The sequence below is a fragment of the Bosea sp. F3-2 genome, from assembly GCF_008253865.1.
In the GTDB taxonomy this organism is placed as follows: domain Bacteria; phylum Pseudomonadota; class Alphaproteobacteria; order Rhizobiales; family Beijerinckiaceae; genus Allobosea.
Genome location: NZ_CP042331.1, coordinates 5298861 through 5313704, shown reverse-complemented (window position 1 = coordinate 5313704; position 14844 = coordinate 5298861). Strand labels below are relative to the sequence as shown.

Annotated in this window: 14 protein-coding genes and 2 pseudogenes; 10 read left to right on the top strand and 6 right to left on the bottom strand. The window is 63.1% G+C overall.

Annotated elements, in window-relative coordinates; translation table 11 throughout:
• Positions 1–23: 23 nt before the first annotated feature.
• From FQV39_RS34255 to groL, 5 genes and pseudogenes are all read left to right on the top strand, one after another.
• Positions 24–119, top strand: a pseudogene (locus FQV39_RS34255) (2-dehydropantoate 2-reductase); the annotation flags it as partial.
• A gap of 106 nt (positions 120–225) precedes the next feature.
• On the top strand, positions 226–468 hold the full coding sequence (locus FQV39_RS34250) for a ketopantoate reductase family protein (protein ID WP_349238560.1): 243 nt from the start codon (positions 226–228) through the stop codon (positions 466–468).
• 149 nt (positions 469–617) lie between these two features.
• Positions 618–1715, top strand: a complete 1098-nt coding sequence (locus FQV39_RS24590) for a TRAP transporter substrate-binding protein (RefSeq protein WP_149132680.1) — start codon at positions 618–620, stop codon at positions 1713–1715.
• Between the two features lie 569 nt (positions 1716–2284).
• Positions 2285–2602, top strand: coding sequence for a co-chaperone GroES (groES, locus tag FQV39_RS24585; protein ID WP_149132679.1), 318 nt, complete (start codon positions 2285–2287; stop codon positions 2600–2602).
• A 40-nt stretch (positions 2603–2642) separates the two neighbouring features.
• Entirely contained in the window at positions 2643–4283 is a 1641-nt protein-coding gene (gene groL / locus FQV39_RS24580) for a chaperonin GroEL (RefSeq protein WP_149132678.1), read from the top strand.
• A 683-nt stretch (positions 4284–4966) separates the two neighbouring features.
• On the opposite strand, the gene FQV39_RS24575 is transcribed toward groL, so the two are convergent.
• Positions 4967–5401 carry a MarR family winged helix-turn-helix transcriptional regulator gene (locus FQV39_RS24575; RefSeq protein ID WP_149132677.1) on the bottom strand — a complete coding sequence of 145 codons (435 nt, stop codon included), beginning with the start codon at positions 5399–5401 and terminating at the stop codon, positions 4967–4969.
• A gap of 89 nt (positions 5402–5490) precedes the next feature.
• Between FQV39_RS24575 and FQV39_RS24570 the strand changes: the two genes are divergently transcribed.
• Positions 5491–5967, top strand: a complete 477-nt coding sequence (locus FQV39_RS24570; protein ID WP_149132676.1) for a cupin domain-containing protein — start codon at positions 5491–5493, stop codon at positions 5965–5967.
• A gap of 190 nt (positions 5968–6157) precedes the next feature.
• Positions 6158–6541 (top strand): annotated as a pseudogene (locus FQV39_RS33875) (IS110 family transposase); the annotation flags it as partial.
• 15 nt (positions 6542–6556) lie between these two features.
• Here FQV39_RS33875 and FQV39_RS34455 read toward each other — a convergent pair.
• The 5 genes from FQV39_RS34455 to FQV39_RS24540 all read right to left on the bottom strand — a co-directional run bounded on the left by FQV39_RS34455 (position 6557) and on the right by FQV39_RS24540 (position 11297).
• Positions 6557–7288, bottom strand: a complete 732-nt coding sequence (locus FQV39_RS34455; protein ID WP_149132675.1) for a DUF108 domain-containing protein — start codon at positions 7286–7288, stop codon at positions 6557–6559.
• 91 nt (positions 7289–7379) lie between these two features.
• Positions 7380–7775: a carboxymuconolactone decarboxylase family protein gene (locus tag FQV39_RS24555; RefSeq protein ID WP_149132674.1), complete on the bottom strand. Its 396-nt coding sequence runs from the start codon at positions 7773–7775 to the stop codon at positions 7380–7382.
• Between the two features lie 45 nt (positions 7776–7820).
• Positions 7821–8168, bottom strand: coding sequence for a RidA family protein (locus FQV39_RS24550; RefSeq protein WP_149132673.1), 348 nt, complete (start codon positions 8166–8168; stop codon positions 7821–7823).
• Positions 8169–8194: 26 nt separating this feature from the next.
• Positions 8195–10516, bottom strand: coding sequence for a molybdopterin-dependent oxidoreductase (locus FQV39_RS24545; protein WP_149132672.1), 2322 nt, complete (start codon positions 10514–10516; stop codon positions 8195–8197).
• 34 nt (positions 10517–10550) lie between these two features.
• The gene (locus tag FQV39_RS24540) at positions 10551–11297 is read right to left on the bottom strand and encodes a GntR family transcriptional regulator (protein WP_149132671.1); all 747 of its coding nucleotides are present in this window, start codon (positions 11295–11297) and stop codon (positions 10551–10553) included.
• A gap of 110 nt (positions 11298–11407) precedes the next feature.
• Here FQV39_RS24540 and metC point away from each other — a divergent pair, with 110 nt between their 5' ends.
• The 3 genes from metC to FQV39_RS24525 are packed head-to-tail and all read left to right on the top strand — an operon-like array spanning position 11408 to position 14824.
• Positions 11408–12643 carry a cystathionine beta-lyase gene (metC, locus tag FQV39_RS24535; RefSeq protein WP_149132670.1) on the top strand — a complete coding sequence of 412 codons (1236 nt, stop codon included), beginning with the start codon at positions 11408–11410 and terminating at the stop codon, positions 12641–12643.
• 28 nt (positions 12644–12671) lie between these two features.
• Positions 12672–13736, top strand: coding sequence for an ABC transporter substrate-binding protein (locus FQV39_RS24530; protein ID WP_149132669.1), 1065 nt, complete (start codon positions 12672–12674; stop codon positions 13734–13736).
• Between the two features lie 11 nt (positions 13737–13747).
• Entirely contained in the window at positions 13748–14824 is a 1077-nt protein-coding gene (locus FQV39_RS24525) for an ABC transporter ATP-binding protein (protein ID WP_149132668.1), read from the top strand.
• The last annotated feature ends 20 nt before the right edge of the window (positions 14825–14844 follow it).

The following is a 14844-nucleotide window of genomic DNA, read 5'->3' as shown; positions in this document are numbered from 1 at the left end:
CTCATCTCGAGGCCGGCGCTACGATCCTCAGCCTGCAGAACGGCGTCGACAATGCCGAGCGCCTGCAGCAGGTCCTGGGAAGGCCGGTGATCCCGACGGCCGTCTATGTCGCGGCAGAGATGTCCCGGTCGGGGCATGTCCGTCATCATGGCCGCGGCGAGCTCGTCATCGGCTCAGGGCCGGCGAGCCCGGCGCTCGCCGAGATGTTCAGGCTGGGGCCTCGCCGTGGCGCGCGCCTGCGGCGTGCGGATCGAGGACGGCCTGCTTGCAAAGGTGCTCGGCCTCGCCGCCACGATGCCCGATCAGCTCTCCTCGACCGCCCGGGATCTGGCCAGGGGCAAGCCGACCGAGATCGACCATCTCAACGGCTACATCGTCCGGGCCGGCGAAAGGCTCGGCGTCGCGACGCCGGCAAATCGCCTGCTGACGGTGGTCGTCAAGCTGATGGAAGCGAGCACTTCGGACTGAAGGGAGCGCGAGACCGCCCTGCCGTCCCGACCCGCTGTTCCCGCAGGGCGTCGATGCCGGCTGCGTCGATTGTGGCCCGCGATCGGCGCATGCCATGCTGCCGAGCGCCGGCTTCGGCTAACCAGAACATCAGGCAGGAAACGACCTCAATGCAGCGCAGATTATTTCTGAAGGGTGCCGGCGCCGGCGCCGCCGCCGGGATCGCATCGCCCGCCATCGCGCAGAGCATGCCGTCCATCACATGGCGCCTGGCGTCGAGCTATCCGAAATCGCTGGATACGCTGTACGGAGCCTGCACCTATCTGTCCGAGGCCCTGTCGGCGGTCACCGACGGCCGGTTCAAGCTCCAGGTCTTCGCGGCGGGCGAGATCGTGCCGGCCCTTCAGGTCGCCGATGCGGTCTCGAACGGCACCGTCGAGATGGGCCATTCCGGCTCCTATTTCTACATCGGCAAGGACACCGCCTTCGCCTTCGGCACGGTGATCCCCTGGGGCCCGAACAGCCGGCAGATGCAGGCCTGGCTCTTCCAGGCCGGCGGCCTCGAACTGCTCAACGAGTTCTACGCGAAGTTCAATCTCTACAATCTGCCCGGCGGCAATACGGGATCCCAGATGGGCGGCTGGTTCCGCAAGGAGATCAAGTCGGCCGCCGATCTGCAGGGCCTCAAGATGCGCATCGGCGGGCTCGGCGGCAATGTGCTGCAGAAGATGGGGGTCGTCCCGCAGCAGCTCGGGGCGGGCGACATCTATCCGGCCCTGGAGCGCGGCGTGCTCGATGCGGTCGAGTTCGTCGGCCCTTATGACGATGAGAAGCTCGGCTTCGCCAAGGTCGCGCCCTATTACTACTACCCGGGCTTCTGGGACGGCTCCGCCGAGCTGAGCTTCTTCATCAATCTCGAGAAGTGGAACAGCCTGCCGCCCGCCTACCAGAGGGCGTTGAAGACCTGCGCGATGGCTGCCGGCCACGACATGCAGGCAAAATACGACATGCTCAACCCGGTGGCTCTCAAACGGCTGCTCGCCGGCGGCGCCCAGCTAAGGCCTCTGCCGAACGACATCCTCAAGGCGAGCTACAAGATTACCCGAGACCTCTATGCGGAGATGTCAGCCGCCAACCCGAACTTCAAGAAGATCTACGATCACCTCTGGGCATTCCAGCAGGACAGCCTGCGCTATTGGGCGATTTCCGACTTCTCCTACGATTACATGTCGGTCTCGGCCCTGCAGCAGCGTTGGGCCGATGGCTGAACAACGGTTGCGGATACGCCGCAGGCGACTAAGGAAGCCTTGACCGCCACGATCCGGTCGTAGCTCATCGGTTGATGGTGTTGCGGTCAACATCTTTGCCGGGCAGCCAGAGTCTGGCGAAAGCCTGCGGCCGCGTTTCTGGATCTGTGCGGGTTACACCTTCAGCAGGCTACGCCATTGCTGCCCGCGGCGAGATGAGTTTGTATTCTCGGACCGCGCTCGAAAGGGTGAGCGGCGCCAGTAGCTGACTATCGCATGTCGCCCGGAAGCCGACGTTGCCCCACCGGCTTAATCAGTCATCCGGTTTCCACGCCTCCAGCCGCAGCACGTTAGCCGCGAGTAGGTCCAGCACCGTGTGCCGGGCCTCGCGCAGCCGGTCTGTGACATTAAACGGAGGCCCAAGGCGCCCATCAAATCCAATGGCACGCAATTAGCAAGAGTGCTAACAGTTGTTCTGTGTTCGGTACTGAGCCGTCCGACGTGAAGCGGATGGAGCGCCGGATCGTCGGCCGCAGAGGCTCCGGTCGAGAGCCCGCCAGTTCGTGCAAATTGTCGATATGGAGGAATTCATGAAATTCCGTCCGCTGCATGATCGCGTCGTGGTCCGGCGCCTTGAAGGCGAAGAGAAGACCAAGGGTGGCATCATCATCCCCGATACCGCCAAGGAAAAGCCCCAGGAGGGTGAAGTCGTCGCCGTCGGCCCTGGCGCCCGCGACGAAGCCGGCAAGCTGACCCCGCTCGATGTCAAGAAGGGCGATCGCGTCCTGTTCGGCAAGTGGTCGGGCACCGAGGTCAAGATCGACGGCCAGGATCTCCTGATCATGAAGGAATCCGACATCATGGGGGTGATCGAGGGCACCGCCACGCTCAAAAAGAAGGCGGCCTGAGCCACGCCCCGCTCGTCGCGACCCACCGGAGTTCCAAGTCATGGCTGCCAAAGACGTGAGATTCTCCACGGATGCACGCGACAGGATGCTGCGGGGCGTCGAAATCCTCAACAACGCGGTCAAGGTCACGCTCGGTCCCAAGGGTCGCAACGTGGTCATCGACAGGTCCTACGGGGCGCCGCGCGTCACCAAGGACGGCGTCGCTGTCGCCAAGGAGATCGAGCTCGCCGACAAGTTCGAGAACATGGGCGCCCAGATGGTGCGCGAAGTCGCCTCGAAGACCAATGATCTCGCGGGAGACGGCACCACGACCGCGACAGTGCTTGCCGCCGCGATCATAAAAGAAGGTCTCAAGCTGGTCGCGGCCGGCATGAACCCGATGGACCTGAAACGCGGCATCGATATCGCCGTAGCCGCGGTCGTGAAAGACATCGCGGCCCGGGCGAAGAAGGTGGGCTCCTCCGAGGAAATCAGTCAGATCGGCACAATTGCGTCGAACGGCGACAAGGCCATTGGCGACATGATCGCCCGGGCCATGCAGAAGGTCGGCAACGAGGGCGTCATCACCGTCGAGGAGGCCAAGACCGCCGAGACCGAGCTCGACGTCGTCGAGGGCATGCAGTTCGACCGTGGTTATCTCTCGCCCTACTTCATCACCAATGCCGAGAAGATGGTCGCCGAGATGGAAGACCCCTACATCCTCGTCCATGAGAAGAAGCTGTCGTCCTTGCAGGCGCTGCTGCCCATCCTCGAGGCCGTCGTGCAGTCCGGCAAGCCGCTGGTCATCATCGCCGAGGATATCGAAGGCGAGGCTCTGGCCACGCTTGTCGTCAACAAGCTCCGTGGCGGCCTGAAGGTGGCGGCCGTCAAGGCTCCGGGCTTCGGCGATCGCCGCAAGGCCATGCTCGAGGACATCACCGTCTTGACCGCAGGCCAGACGATCTCGGAAGACCTCGGCATCAAGCTCGAAAACGTGACGCTCGACATGCTGGGCCGCGCCAAGCGGGTGCACATCGAGAAGGAGAACACCACGATCATCGACGGCGCGGGCGACAAGATCGCGATCGAGGCCCGCATCACCCAGATCAAGGCGCAGATCGAGGAGACCAGTTCGGACTACGACCGCGAGAAGCTCCAGGAGCGTCTGGCCAAGCTCGCCGGCGGCGTCGCGGTGATCCGGGTCGGCGGCGCGACCGAGGTCGAGGTCAAGGAGAAGAAGGACCGCATCGAGGATGCCATGCACGCCACGAAAGCGGCGGTCGAAGAAGGCATCGTGCCGGGCGGCGGCGTAACATTGCTGCGCGCGAGAGGCGCCATCGGAAAGCTCAGCAATCGTAACCCCGATGTTCAAGCCGGCATCAGCATCGTGCTCAGGGCGCTGGAAGCTCCAATCCGCCAGATCGCGGAAAACGCGGGTGTTGAGGGCTCGACCGTTATCGGCCGGATCACGGACAACAAGTCCCAGAGCTACGGCTTCAACGCGCAGACGGAAGAGTATGTGGACATGCTCAAGGCCGGCATCGTCGACCCGGCCAAGGTCGTCCGGGTTGCCCTGCAGGATGCAGCTTCGATCGCTGGGCTCCTGATCACGACCGAAGCCATGATTGCTGAAGCGCCGAAGAAAGACGCGCCGGCAATGCCGGGCGGCGGCATGGCTGGCATGGGTGGAATGGACTACTAGCCAACACACGATCGCATTAGCGATACTGATAACGCCATGGGCCGCCTTCGGCGGCCCATTCTACTTTGGCGCAGGTCCGACCGGAAGCTGTCCTTGTCGAGAATGAATTGCGTGCGATTGGGGGATTCGCCCGAGCCGGAGCATTTTCACGTTATTCCCGCTCGTACCGGCCAACGATCGCAGCGTGCCAGTACAGCCTCTCAGCCGCGAACTCGCGCTTCGCGATCCAGAGCAGCGTTTTGACACAGCCAGTGTCAGGACCGGCCCTCATCGCGCCGCCCGCAAGCGGACCTTCTGAATGCCAGCTTTGGGCCAACTATGCCCGTTCAACAGGCACGGACAAGGTCGCATAGTCGGACACAAGCGCCTGAACAATAGTGCCCTTGACATGTTCGGGAAGGAACCGCCCCCTCGCGTTCGGCACACCACTTCAGCATCGCGCCAGTTCCTGCCTTCACAACTTCGCTTCGAACCACGGCTTGGAATCTGACGTTGGGAACGTCCGAGAAGGGGTCATGTCCGGCCCTCACCGCGTGGTTGCGACTGCCTCCGAAAAGCAGACCCTGCAAAGGTCGCCTAAGCCACCACAAGCTGCAGAAAAGCGAGCATTCCGAGATTTGGATGCGACGGGCCGTATGATCTGTCGCCTCGCATAAGCCGAGGAATCCGCAAAATGCCTTCGGCTAGCGAGCCAGCGGACTATCCCAGACGAGAAACAGCAGCGCTTTGAGCTGGGCGAAACGCTCGGGCCCGAGTTCGGTGCTCCACTCGCGCTCGATGTCGCGCAATACGTCGACCATCTTGGAGAATGCGGCGTGCCCGCGTTCGGTAAAATGGATCAGCCGCGCGCCGCCCTCACCTTGAACGTCGGACCGGACGATATAGCCGAAACCCTCGAGGCTCCTCAGCAGCTGGTTGATGGCCTGTTTACTCACGCCGGCGCGCTCGGCGAGCGTACCCGGACGAACCTTGTCCGGCCCGGGAAACTGTAGGACCGCCATATGCGGCAGGCGCAGCTCGTCAAAACCGGCAGCGTTGAGCTCCTTGATAAGCCGGCGCTGGATCGCTTGGGCCGGAACGCGCAGCAAGGCGCCGATCAGCATGTCCTCGGTTTTCATCGACGAACTTTCAGGGAGAGAGCATTGACTTTCGGTAAACGGCGTTTACCGTGAGCTAGTAAATGTAATTTACCAAGGGAGCTCGGACAATGCCCCAGCCAGTCATAGGCCCTCACGTCAATCCGTCCGACGAGACCATCGCCACCAAAGGGCTCGCGGTTCGCTTCTTGTTGGCCGGAGATAACTCGAACGGCAGCATTGCGGCCTTTGAGCTGATGGTCCCGGCCGCGCAGCGTCTGCCAGCTCCAGCGCACAGCCACGACCATTACGAAGAGACGATCTACGGCGTAGACGGTGTGCTGACCTGGACCGTCAACGGAAAACACATCGATGTCGGGCCGGGACAGGCGTTGTGCATTCCGCGAGGCGCCGTTCATCGGTTCGATAACAACGGAAGCAAGGACGCGAAGATGCTCTGCGTGATTACGCCGGCCGAGATCGGTCCGGAGTATTTCCGCGAGGCGTTTGAGGTGGTCAACGCCGCAGCCGGTGGTCCGCCGGACCGGGCCAGGATGGCGGATATCATGCGCCGTCACGGTCTTACGCCAGCAGCGCCCCAAACATAGAGGCCGGTGAGCCGATAGGCCTTGAGGGGCCAATTAGGATCACGAGCCGGCACGTTCATGACCAAGTTTGGCTGGGCGCCCGAAAGATAGCGTATCGCAGTGGCTGTGCGCGATCTGGGAGCGGGAGTGCGCAGCCTCATCACATACGGCGCCGGAGAGGTAGGGCCTGACCTCGCAGCGAGCGACGGCGATGGCGCATTTCGTAGGTCTTGACGTGTTGGTGAAGGAGACGGCGGTGTGCGTCGTCGACGAAGCCGGCAAGGTTGTGTTCGAGCAGAAGGTTGCGACCGAGCCGGACGATCTCGTCGTGCTGCTCACGTCCATCAGTGGCGACTATGGTCGGATCGGGATTGAGGCCGGTCCGCTCTCGCAGTGGCTGGTGAACGGCTTGGCGGCAGCAGGCCTGCCGGTGATCTGCATTGAGACGCGGCACCTGAAGCCGCTCCTGAAGGTGCAACAGGTCAACAAGTCGGACCGTCAGGACGCTCGTGGCATCGCGCAGATGATGCGCGTCGGCCTGTTCAAGCCGGTGCACGTCAAGATGCTGGCGAGCCAGGAGAAGCGGATGCTGCTGTGTTTAGCGATGTTCTCAACCGACCCAAATCGAGCGGTAGCTGTTGCGCAGCGCAACGATGGCGCTCGCCGCCACGAGCATCGTGCCACACTTTGCATCGACCACAGGATCGATGCTTACGCGCAGCGCTCCAAAGCCACCGTTGGCCTCGATCACGAATCTGCGCTGTTCTCCGTCGCCAACCGCAACATGGTCGACCGGAGTACGGTCCAGCCCTTGCGAGGCGAGTGCCGCGGCAGCAATGACGTTGACACCACGACTTGAGCTGACGACTGATCGTGCGTTGTCGACAATTCCCGACGCAACCGGTTTCGATGCGGTGTAGGCGAAAATCGAAACTGTCGAGCTGGGGTCAATTGTCATTGCAGAGAGTGCGTCCAATCCGCCAATCGCGCCTGGCAGAAGACGCAGACGATGTCCCGTTTCCCGCGCAACGTCGCGCAGGTCGCTTTCGAGCATTTCGGAGACAAGCGCCGCAGCCCCGACAGTCCAAACATCGGCCAGGCGAAGCAGATTTGCCCCATAGCTATTGAGCGCATTCGGCCCGGAAAAGTCGATCAGCAGATCTGGTTCTAATGCCCCCATACTGTCGAGGCTGTCGACTATGGGAAAATCCGCCTTGTCGTCGGCAGCAATGTTCCGCTTGATGGCTCCAACAACTTTCCAGTGCGCGCTGTCCTCTTCGTTTCGAAGACTCAGAAATGTCTGTGCGATACGGCCTAGTCCGACAAGACCTACACGAAGCATCGCTCCAACCTCGTCCTACGAGGAGAATTCCCCGGGAGCGCGGGACGCTACCGGGTAGCTTTGATTGGCGAGCCACCAACAATCGCTGTGACTATCTTTCGAACGCTGGGTCGATCGGCACGCGATAACCATTCACCAGGCGGTTTGTCTCGTTCGCCATGCCGACCACAGCGAGAAGCTCGCCGAACTGCTCGGGCGTCATGCCCGCCTTGGCGGCGGCGGCGCTGTGGCTGGCGATGCAATAGCCGCAATTGTTGGTCACACTGACAGCGACGTAGATCATTTCCTTGACGAGGGGATCCAGCGCTCCCGGTGCCATGACCTCCCGGACGCTGTCCCATGTCCGGCGCAAGGTCTTTTCATCATTGGCGAGGTACTTCCAGAAGTTGTTGACGTCGTCGAGCTTCCTGGCGGATTTGATCTCGTCGTAGACGGCTTTCACCGCATTGCTGGCTTCACTGTATTCGATCGCTTTCGGGCGAGGCATCGGCTGTCTCCTCGGGTTCATCCAACAAGAACGCATCAGCGCGCATCAGGCGGCGGCAACGACCATGATCTCGACGAGGATGTCGGCATAGGCCATGTCGCCTGTGACGCAGGCGCGCGCAGGCGCGTGGTCGGGATCGACCCAGGCATCCCAGATCTCGTTCATCGCCTTGTAGTCGTCCATCGACTTCAGCCAGATGATGCTCGACAGGATCTTGGTCCGGTCGCTGCCGCAACGGGCGAGCATGTCGTCTACTTTCGCCAGCGCCTGCGCGGTCTGCTCCGCCACAGAGATTGAGCGGTCATCCGCGACCTGTCCCGCCAGATAGATCGTGCCGTTATGCACGACGGCGCGACTGCGGCGCCCGTTCGAATCGGCTCTCGTGATCAGCATGGATATCTCCGCGCAGGTTTGTGTCATTATGAGCGGTTGACGATCGAGGGAGGATCGAACGCGGTCACGGGCGGCAACTCGCCTTCATAGCGCTCGATCTCGACGAGGCAGGATTGTGCGCTCGGCCCCTGACCCAGGCGCGAGGTACCCAGATCATGGGTCAGCACGTTGGGATTGCCGTGCTTTTCAAGACTTCCGGCCACGCCGGGCATCGCCGGATCATACCAGGCGCCCGTGGCAAGCTGCAGGACGCCGGGACGAACCGCCTCGCTCAGAACTGCCGCCGCAAGACAGGCGCCTCGCTCGTTGAACAGGCGCACGATGTCGCCGTCGCCAATCCGGCGTGCTGCGGCATCGGCAGGATGGATGCGGACGGGCTCGCGGCCTCGGATCTTGGCGGCGCGGGAATGTCTCCCCTGATCGTACTGGCTGTGGAGCCTTGTCTTGGGCTGGTTCGAGATCAGGTGCAGCGGGAACCGGGTCGCCTTGCCGGCGCCGAGCCACTCACGTGGCTCCAGCCAAGCGGGATGGCCGAGGCAATCGTCATAGCCAAAGGAAGAGATCCGATCGGACCAAATCTCGATCTTACCGGAGGGCGTCGGCAATGCGTCTCCGACCGGATCGCTCCGGAATGCTTCGAGCAGCGACGGCTGTTGTTCCGGCTCAGGAAACAGCAGCGCCCCCTCCTCCCAAAAAGTCTCGAAATCCGGCGGATTGAACCCAAGAGCAGAGAGGCGCTCCTGTGCTTTCTCGTAGAGGGAGCGCAGCCAGTCCTCCTCGCCCCGGCCCTCGGTGAAGACCACTTCCGCGCCGAGCGCAGCCGCCAAAGCGCCAAAGATGTCGTAGTCGTTCCGCGCTTGCCCGAAGGGCGCACTGACCCGATGCGAGGCGGCAAGGAGCCGATCGCGGCTGGAGCAGACGATGTCATTGCGCTCCAGCTGGGTGGTCACCGGCAGCACGATATCCGCATGGCGGGCGAGCGGATTCCACCAGCTCTCATGGACGATCACCGCCTCAGGCCGCTTCCACGCTTCAAGGAACCGGTTGAGGTTCTGATGGTGATGGAACGGGTTGCCGCCAGCCCAGTAGACGAGCCGAATATCGGCGTAGCGCCGGTCCTGCCCGTTGAACTGATAGCTTTCACCCGGCTTCAGCAGCAGGTCCGAGATCCGCGCCACCGGGATGTAATCGTCGACGCTGTTGGTCCCCTGCCCGAATGACGGCCAGGACAGGTCGAGGGTCGGGTTGCCGATGCCGTTGACCGAGCCGTAGCCGATGCCGAAACCGCCGCCTGGCAGGCCGATCTGGCCCAGCATCGCGGCGAGCGTGATCGCCATCCAGCAGGGCTGCTCGCCATGGTCCGCCCGTTGCACCGCCCAGGCCAGCATGATCATCGTCCGCTGCGCCGCCATCCTGCGTGCGAGACCCCTGATCGCCTCCGCCTCGATCCCGCAGATGGCTGCCGCCCATTCCGCCGCTTTCGCGACACCGTCGCTCTCGCCGGAGAGATAGGGCAGGAACCTGTCGAAGCCGGTGGTGCAACGCGCGAGAAACGCCCTGTCGTGCAGCCCCTCGCTCCATAGCGTATGGGCCAGACCCAGCATCAGCGCGGTATCGGTATTGGGGGCGATCGGGAGCCAGGTGGCGCCGAAGCGCTCGTCCACATCGTCCCGGATCGGCGTGACCGTGACGAACTCGCCCCCATTCGCAGCGAAAGCCTCGAGGCTTTCCGCCAGGATATGGCGCCCGATCCCGCCCGAGCTCACCTGCGAGTTCTTCAGCGGCAGGCCGCCGAACATTACCAGCATCCGAGCGTGGCGGACAATAACCGGCCACGAAGTATGGTCGGTGACGAGCCCACGGCGGTCGCCGACGACATGCGGCACGATCGCATCGGCGGCGGCGTAGCTGTAGTTGCCGACGGAGCGCGTATAGCCGCCGATGGCGTTCAGGAATCGGTGGATCTGACTCTGCGCATGATGGAAGCGTCCCGCGCTCGCCCAGCCATAGGAGCCGCCGAAGATGGAGCGGTTCCCATGCTCCCTGCGAACCCGGTCGAGCTCGCCAGCCGCAATCGCGATAGCCTCGGGCCAGTCCACGGCGACGAAGGGCTCGGCTCCGCGTCCTGCCCCCGTCGCCCGATAGCCCTTTTCCAGGAATGAGGCTCGGATCATCGGGCGCTCGATCCGGGTCCGATCGTCGAGTGCCCCGATCATCGACGAGGCGATGGGAGACGGCGCCGGATCGTGCTCGAAGCCCTCCAGCTCGACGGGACGCCCCTCGGACATCCTCACCCGATAGGTGCCCCAATGCGTGGCGACGATCGGTCGTGCGGGTGTCTTCAGCATCGTCCTCGCTCGCGCTTTTGAGGTCGGCGGATGATCAGGCGGTCCTCGCCAGATCGGCCGGCTTCGCCGCCGCATTCTCGGCCGCGTCGGGCGAGACCATGCGCCAGGCGAAGCCGAGATGCTCCGAGACCAATCGGGCCAGCAGGGGCGCATTCCGGCTGAGGAAAGCCTGGGCGATGGGCTCATGCTCGTTGAAGGCCTTCGCCCAGTTCTCGGCCTGCAGGACACCGAGATAACGCGTGCGATAGAGGCGAAGGTTGAGCTGCGCGTGCATCTCGATCAGCACTGGATTGTGGGAGGCCGCAGCGATCGCGAGATGGAAGGCCTGATTGGCATCGAAATACGCGTAGCGGTCGCTGACGCGGTAAGCCTCCGCCATGGTCTCCAGATGCCGACGGATTGCCTCGTCGTCCTGCCGCGTCGCCTGCTCGCAAGCGAGTTCGGCGGCGAAGACGTCAAGGCGGACATAGACCTGCAGCAGGTGGCGGATCTCGTCGTCCGACAGCGCCACCACAACGGCGCCGCGGTTCGGGATAATCTCGATCAGCCTTTGCGTCGCCAGGATCTGCAGAGCCTCGCGCAACGGGGTTCGTGATATCCCGAACTGCTCGGTGAGCGCCTTCTCCCGGATCCATTCGCCCGGCTTGATATTGTCGTGAATGATCTCCGAGCGGATGTGATCCGAGATCTGTTGGGTCAGCGATTTGGGTGCCACGACGACCGCGGCCCGCCGGCCCCCGACCGCCGTCACAGCACCTCCCGGCATCGCCGGCTTGTTCATGCGCGTCTCCTCACGGGGCCGCTGCTATCCCTGCGAAATCGGGCGCGGCGCAATTTTGATGTTGTAAACCTACACGTCTTGCGTATTGTCGACAATATTAAATCGACAATATGAGGGAAGAGCTGGTGAAGCGGATAGCCGCATCCTCGCCCGACAGCCGAGGCGACGCGCTCACTTCATCAATCGAAACCGACCTCGTTCACCTCGGACGGGCTCCGGCGCGCTATGCCGGAGCAATCAACATACCGCCTCACAGAACCTCGACGGTTGCATTCGACACGGTACGTGAGCTCGAAGCCGCCAAGCGTGCGCGCTTCGAAAAGGGAACGGTCTTCTACGGACGCTTCGGCGGCCCGGACATTTTCGCCTTCGAGGACGCGGTTGCCGCCCTTGAAGGAGCTGACAGCGCCGTTGCGGTTCCCTCGGGCCTGGCAGCCTGCATCCTGCCGGTTGCAGCCTTCGCCCGGACCGGCGACCACATATTGGTCGTCGACAATGTCTACGAACCAGCGCGGACCAGCCTGACCGAGTATTTCGCCGGAAACGGCGTGGAGATCAGCTACTTCGATCCACTCGTGGGCGAGGAGATCGACGCGCTCATCCGGCCCTCGACCAAGCTGATTTATCTTGAGTCACCGGGATCGTTCACCTTCGAAGTGATGGACATTCCCGCCATATGCGAAGTCGCAAGGAAGCGGGGCGTCATCACGGTCTGCGACAACACCTGGGCAACGCCGCTCTATTACCAGCCTTTGCGACACGGCGTTGATATCGTGGTCCATGCCGGAACGAAGTACATCATCGGACATTCCGACGCGATGCTGGGCATCGTCGCTGCGCGGGACGAGCACGCACAAGCCTTGAAGCGCGCGGCGAATTGGCTCGGCTACCACGCTTCGCCTGACAATGTGTATCTCGCAGCCAGAGGCCTGCGAACGCTTGCGCTCCGGATGGCGGCTCATCAAGCGAACGGGCTTGCCCTAGCCACCTATCTTGCCGGGCGCCCCGAGATCGCGCGCGTTCTGCACCCGGCCCTGCCCGGTTGTCCCGGCCACGCGATTTGGAAACGCGATTTCTTTGGATCGAGCGGCCTGTTCTCCGTCGTCCTGCGGACGACGGAGAAGGCGAATGCGGAGCGCTTCGTCGAAGGCCTCAACCTCTTCGGACTGGGCTTTTCATGGGGTGGCTTCGAAAGCCTCGTCCTGATCGGCGATCCGGCCCATTCCCGCACAGCGACCCCGTGGCGGGAAGAAGGGATCGTCGTGCGCTTTCACGCCGGCCTCGAAAACTTATCCGACCTCGTCTCCGACGTGGAGCAAAGTCTCGAAGCTCACCTGTCCACCTGACAATTCATTCAAAAAATAGGGGAATGTCATGCCGGATCACATCTTCAACCGTAACGGAATTTCGCGGCGCAGCCTTCTTGGCGGCGGAGCGGGCCTCATCGCTTCACCTTTCGTCATCCGCCCCGCCTCTGCCGCAGAGCGGATCACCGTGGCAGATCCGGGCGGCGTCTACGTCACCGGCTTCACGCCCGCCTTCTATGCGCCGTTTCGCAAGGCCGGCTTCGAGCTCATCAACGTCTCGCGCGATTCTGAGCCGACCAGCCAGGTGAAGGCGCAGGTCGACGCAAAGGCCTATGTCTGGGACGTCGTCTCCATCACCCTGTCGTCGCGCAAGCTTCTCTCGGATGCCGGGCTGCTCGAACCGCTGCAGCTCTCGGGATCGGACTACGACCAGCTTCTCCCGCTCGCGAAGCAGCCGGACTGGATGGGCACGAACGTCTACGGCAGCGTCCTGGGCTACCGGACCGACAACATGAAGGCCCGCCCCTCGAGCTGGGCCGATTTCTACGACGTCGCCAAGTTCCCCGGGCGCCGGGCCCTGCCGAAGAGCCCGATCCATACCCTCGAAGGGGCGCTGCTGGCGGATAGCGTCGATCCCAAGAAGCTCTACCCGCTCGATGTCGACCGCGCCTTCAAGAAGCTCGATACGATCAAGCCGCATATCGCGGTCTGGTGGACAAGCTTCACGCAGACGACGCAGCTCCTGCAGAGCGGCGAGGTCGATTTCCTGCCGTCGAGCAATGCGCGCATCCAGGCGGCGATCGACAATGGCGCCCCGGTCGAGATCATCTGGGATGGCGGGCTCTACGGCATGGAGGGCTGGGCCATTCCGAAGGGCTGCCCGCGCGCGGAGATCGCCAAGAAGTTCATCGCCTCCTGCGCCAATGGCGAACGGCAGGCGCTCTACACCAAGGCGCTGGCCTACGGTCCGACCAATCAGACTGCGTTCAAGTTCATCGACCCGGCCCGCGCCAAGCAGTTGCCAACGGAGCCCGCCAATTTCTCGAAGCTGATCGCCAGCAACGACGAATGGTGGGGCGCCAACAAGGACAAGATGTTCGAGCGCTTCAACGCCTGGCTCCTGCGCAGTTAAGGCGCAGGCCGATGTCGGAGAAGCTGCGAGCCGAGCAAGTCACCAAGCGCTACCACAATGTGGTGGCACTGAAACCGACGACGCTGTCGATGCACGACGGGGAGTTCCTGACGCTGCTCGGGCCGTCCGGCTCGGGAAAGACCACGCTATTGTCGCTGATCGCCGGCCTGACCGAGCCGACGGACGGCGACATCTGGATCGACGGGCGACGCGTCACCGATGAATCCTCGGCGAAGCGGGGATTGGGCATGGTCTTCCAGAACTACGCCCTCTTCCCGCATCTCTCGATCTACGAGAACATCGCCTTCCCCCTGCGCATGCGCAGGATGGGGGGCGCTCAGATCGACGCTGCGGTGCGCCGGGTGCTCGAACTCGTCCATCTCCCCCATGTCGCCGAACGCCTGCCGCGCGAGCTTTCCGGCGGCCAGCAGCAGCGGATCGCGCTGGCGCGCTGCATCGTCTACGAGCCCTCGATCATCCTGATGGACGAGCCGCTCGGCGCCCTCGACAAGAATTTGCGCGAGCAGATGCAGACCGAGATCAAGCGGCTGCATGTCGAGCTCGGCATCACCATCCTCTACGTCACGCACGACCAGGAGGAGGCGCTGTCGATGTCCGACCGGATCTGCCTGATGAACAATGCCCAGGTCGAGCAGATCGGCACGCCGGCGGAGCTGTATTTCAGACCGGCTTCGGTCTTTGCCGCCGCCTTCCTCGGCGAATCCAATATCCGAAGCGCGAAGGTGCTGTCGACTGGGCCAGAAACGCTGCTCGGTTCCCCGGACGGCTCGACCATCAAGGTCGCGGCCGATCCTGGCCGCCGCGCCAACGAAGAGGTCAACTGGATGGTTCGGCCCGAGCGGCTGAAGCTCATCCGCGAAAGCGAAGAGTACGAGAACATCCGCCGCGGAAAGCTGCTGGACGTCGTCTTTGTCGGAGGTATCACCAAAATCAACGTGCAGCTGGACGACGGCACGACCCTGCTCGCGAAGGAATTGACGTCAGGGCGCTCCCTGCCGGAGCGCGGGCAGTCGGTAGCGCTCGGGTGGTCCGCCGCCGATGCCATCGTCCTACCCCCGGGCGCGTGACATGACGGCAATGTCTTCGA

Coding starts and splice junctions, on each gene's coding strand:
- FQV39_RS24540 (WP_149132671.1), bottom strand. CDS start 11,297: ATGAACAAGCCGGCGATGCCGGGAGGTGCTGTGACGGCGGTCGGGGGC.
- FQV39_RS34455 (WP_149132675.1), bottom strand. CDS start 7,288: ATGCTTCGTGTAGGTCTTGTCGGACTAGGCCGTATCGCACAGACATTT.
- FQV39_RS24570 (WP_149132676.1), top strand. CDS start 5,491: ATGCCCCAGCCAGTCATAGGCCCTCACGTCAATCCGTCCGACGAGACC.
- groES (WP_149132679.1), top strand. CDS start 2,285: ATGAAATTCCGTCCGCTGCATGATCGCGTCGTGGTCCGGCGCCTTGAA.
- FQV39_RS24575 (WP_149132677.1), bottom strand. CDS start 5,401: ATGAAAACCGAGGACATGCTGATCGGCGCCTTGCTGCGCGTTCCGGCC.
- FQV39_RS24530 (WP_149132669.1), top strand. CDS start 12,672: ATGCCGGATCACATCTTCAACCGTAACGGAATTTCGCGGCGCAGCCTT.
- FQV39_RS24590 (WP_149132680.1), top strand. CDS start 618: ATGCAGCGCAGATTATTTCTGAAGGGTGCCGGCGCCGGCGCCGCCGCC.
- FQV39_RS24545 (WP_149132672.1), bottom strand. CDS start 10,516: ATGCTGAAGACACCCGCACGACCGATCGTCGCCACGCATTGGGGCACC.
- FQV39_RS24550 (WP_149132673.1), bottom strand. CDS start 8,168: ATGCTGATCACGAGAGCCGATTCGAACGGGCGCCGCAGTCGCGCCGTC.
- FQV39_RS24525 (WP_149132668.1), top strand. CDS start 13,748: ATGTCGGAGAAGCTGCGAGCCGAGCAAGTCACCAAGCGCTACCACAAT.
- groL (WP_149132678.1), top strand. CDS start 2,643: ATGGCTGCCAAAGACGTGAGATTCTCCACGGATGCACGCGACAGGATG.
- FQV39_RS24555 (WP_149132674.1), bottom strand. CDS start 7,775: ATGCCTCGCCCGAAAGCGATCGAATACAGTGAAGCCAGCAATGCGGTG.
- metC (WP_149132670.1), top strand. CDS start 11,408: ATGAGGGAAGAGCTGGTGAAGCGGATAGCCGCATCCTCGCCCGACAGC.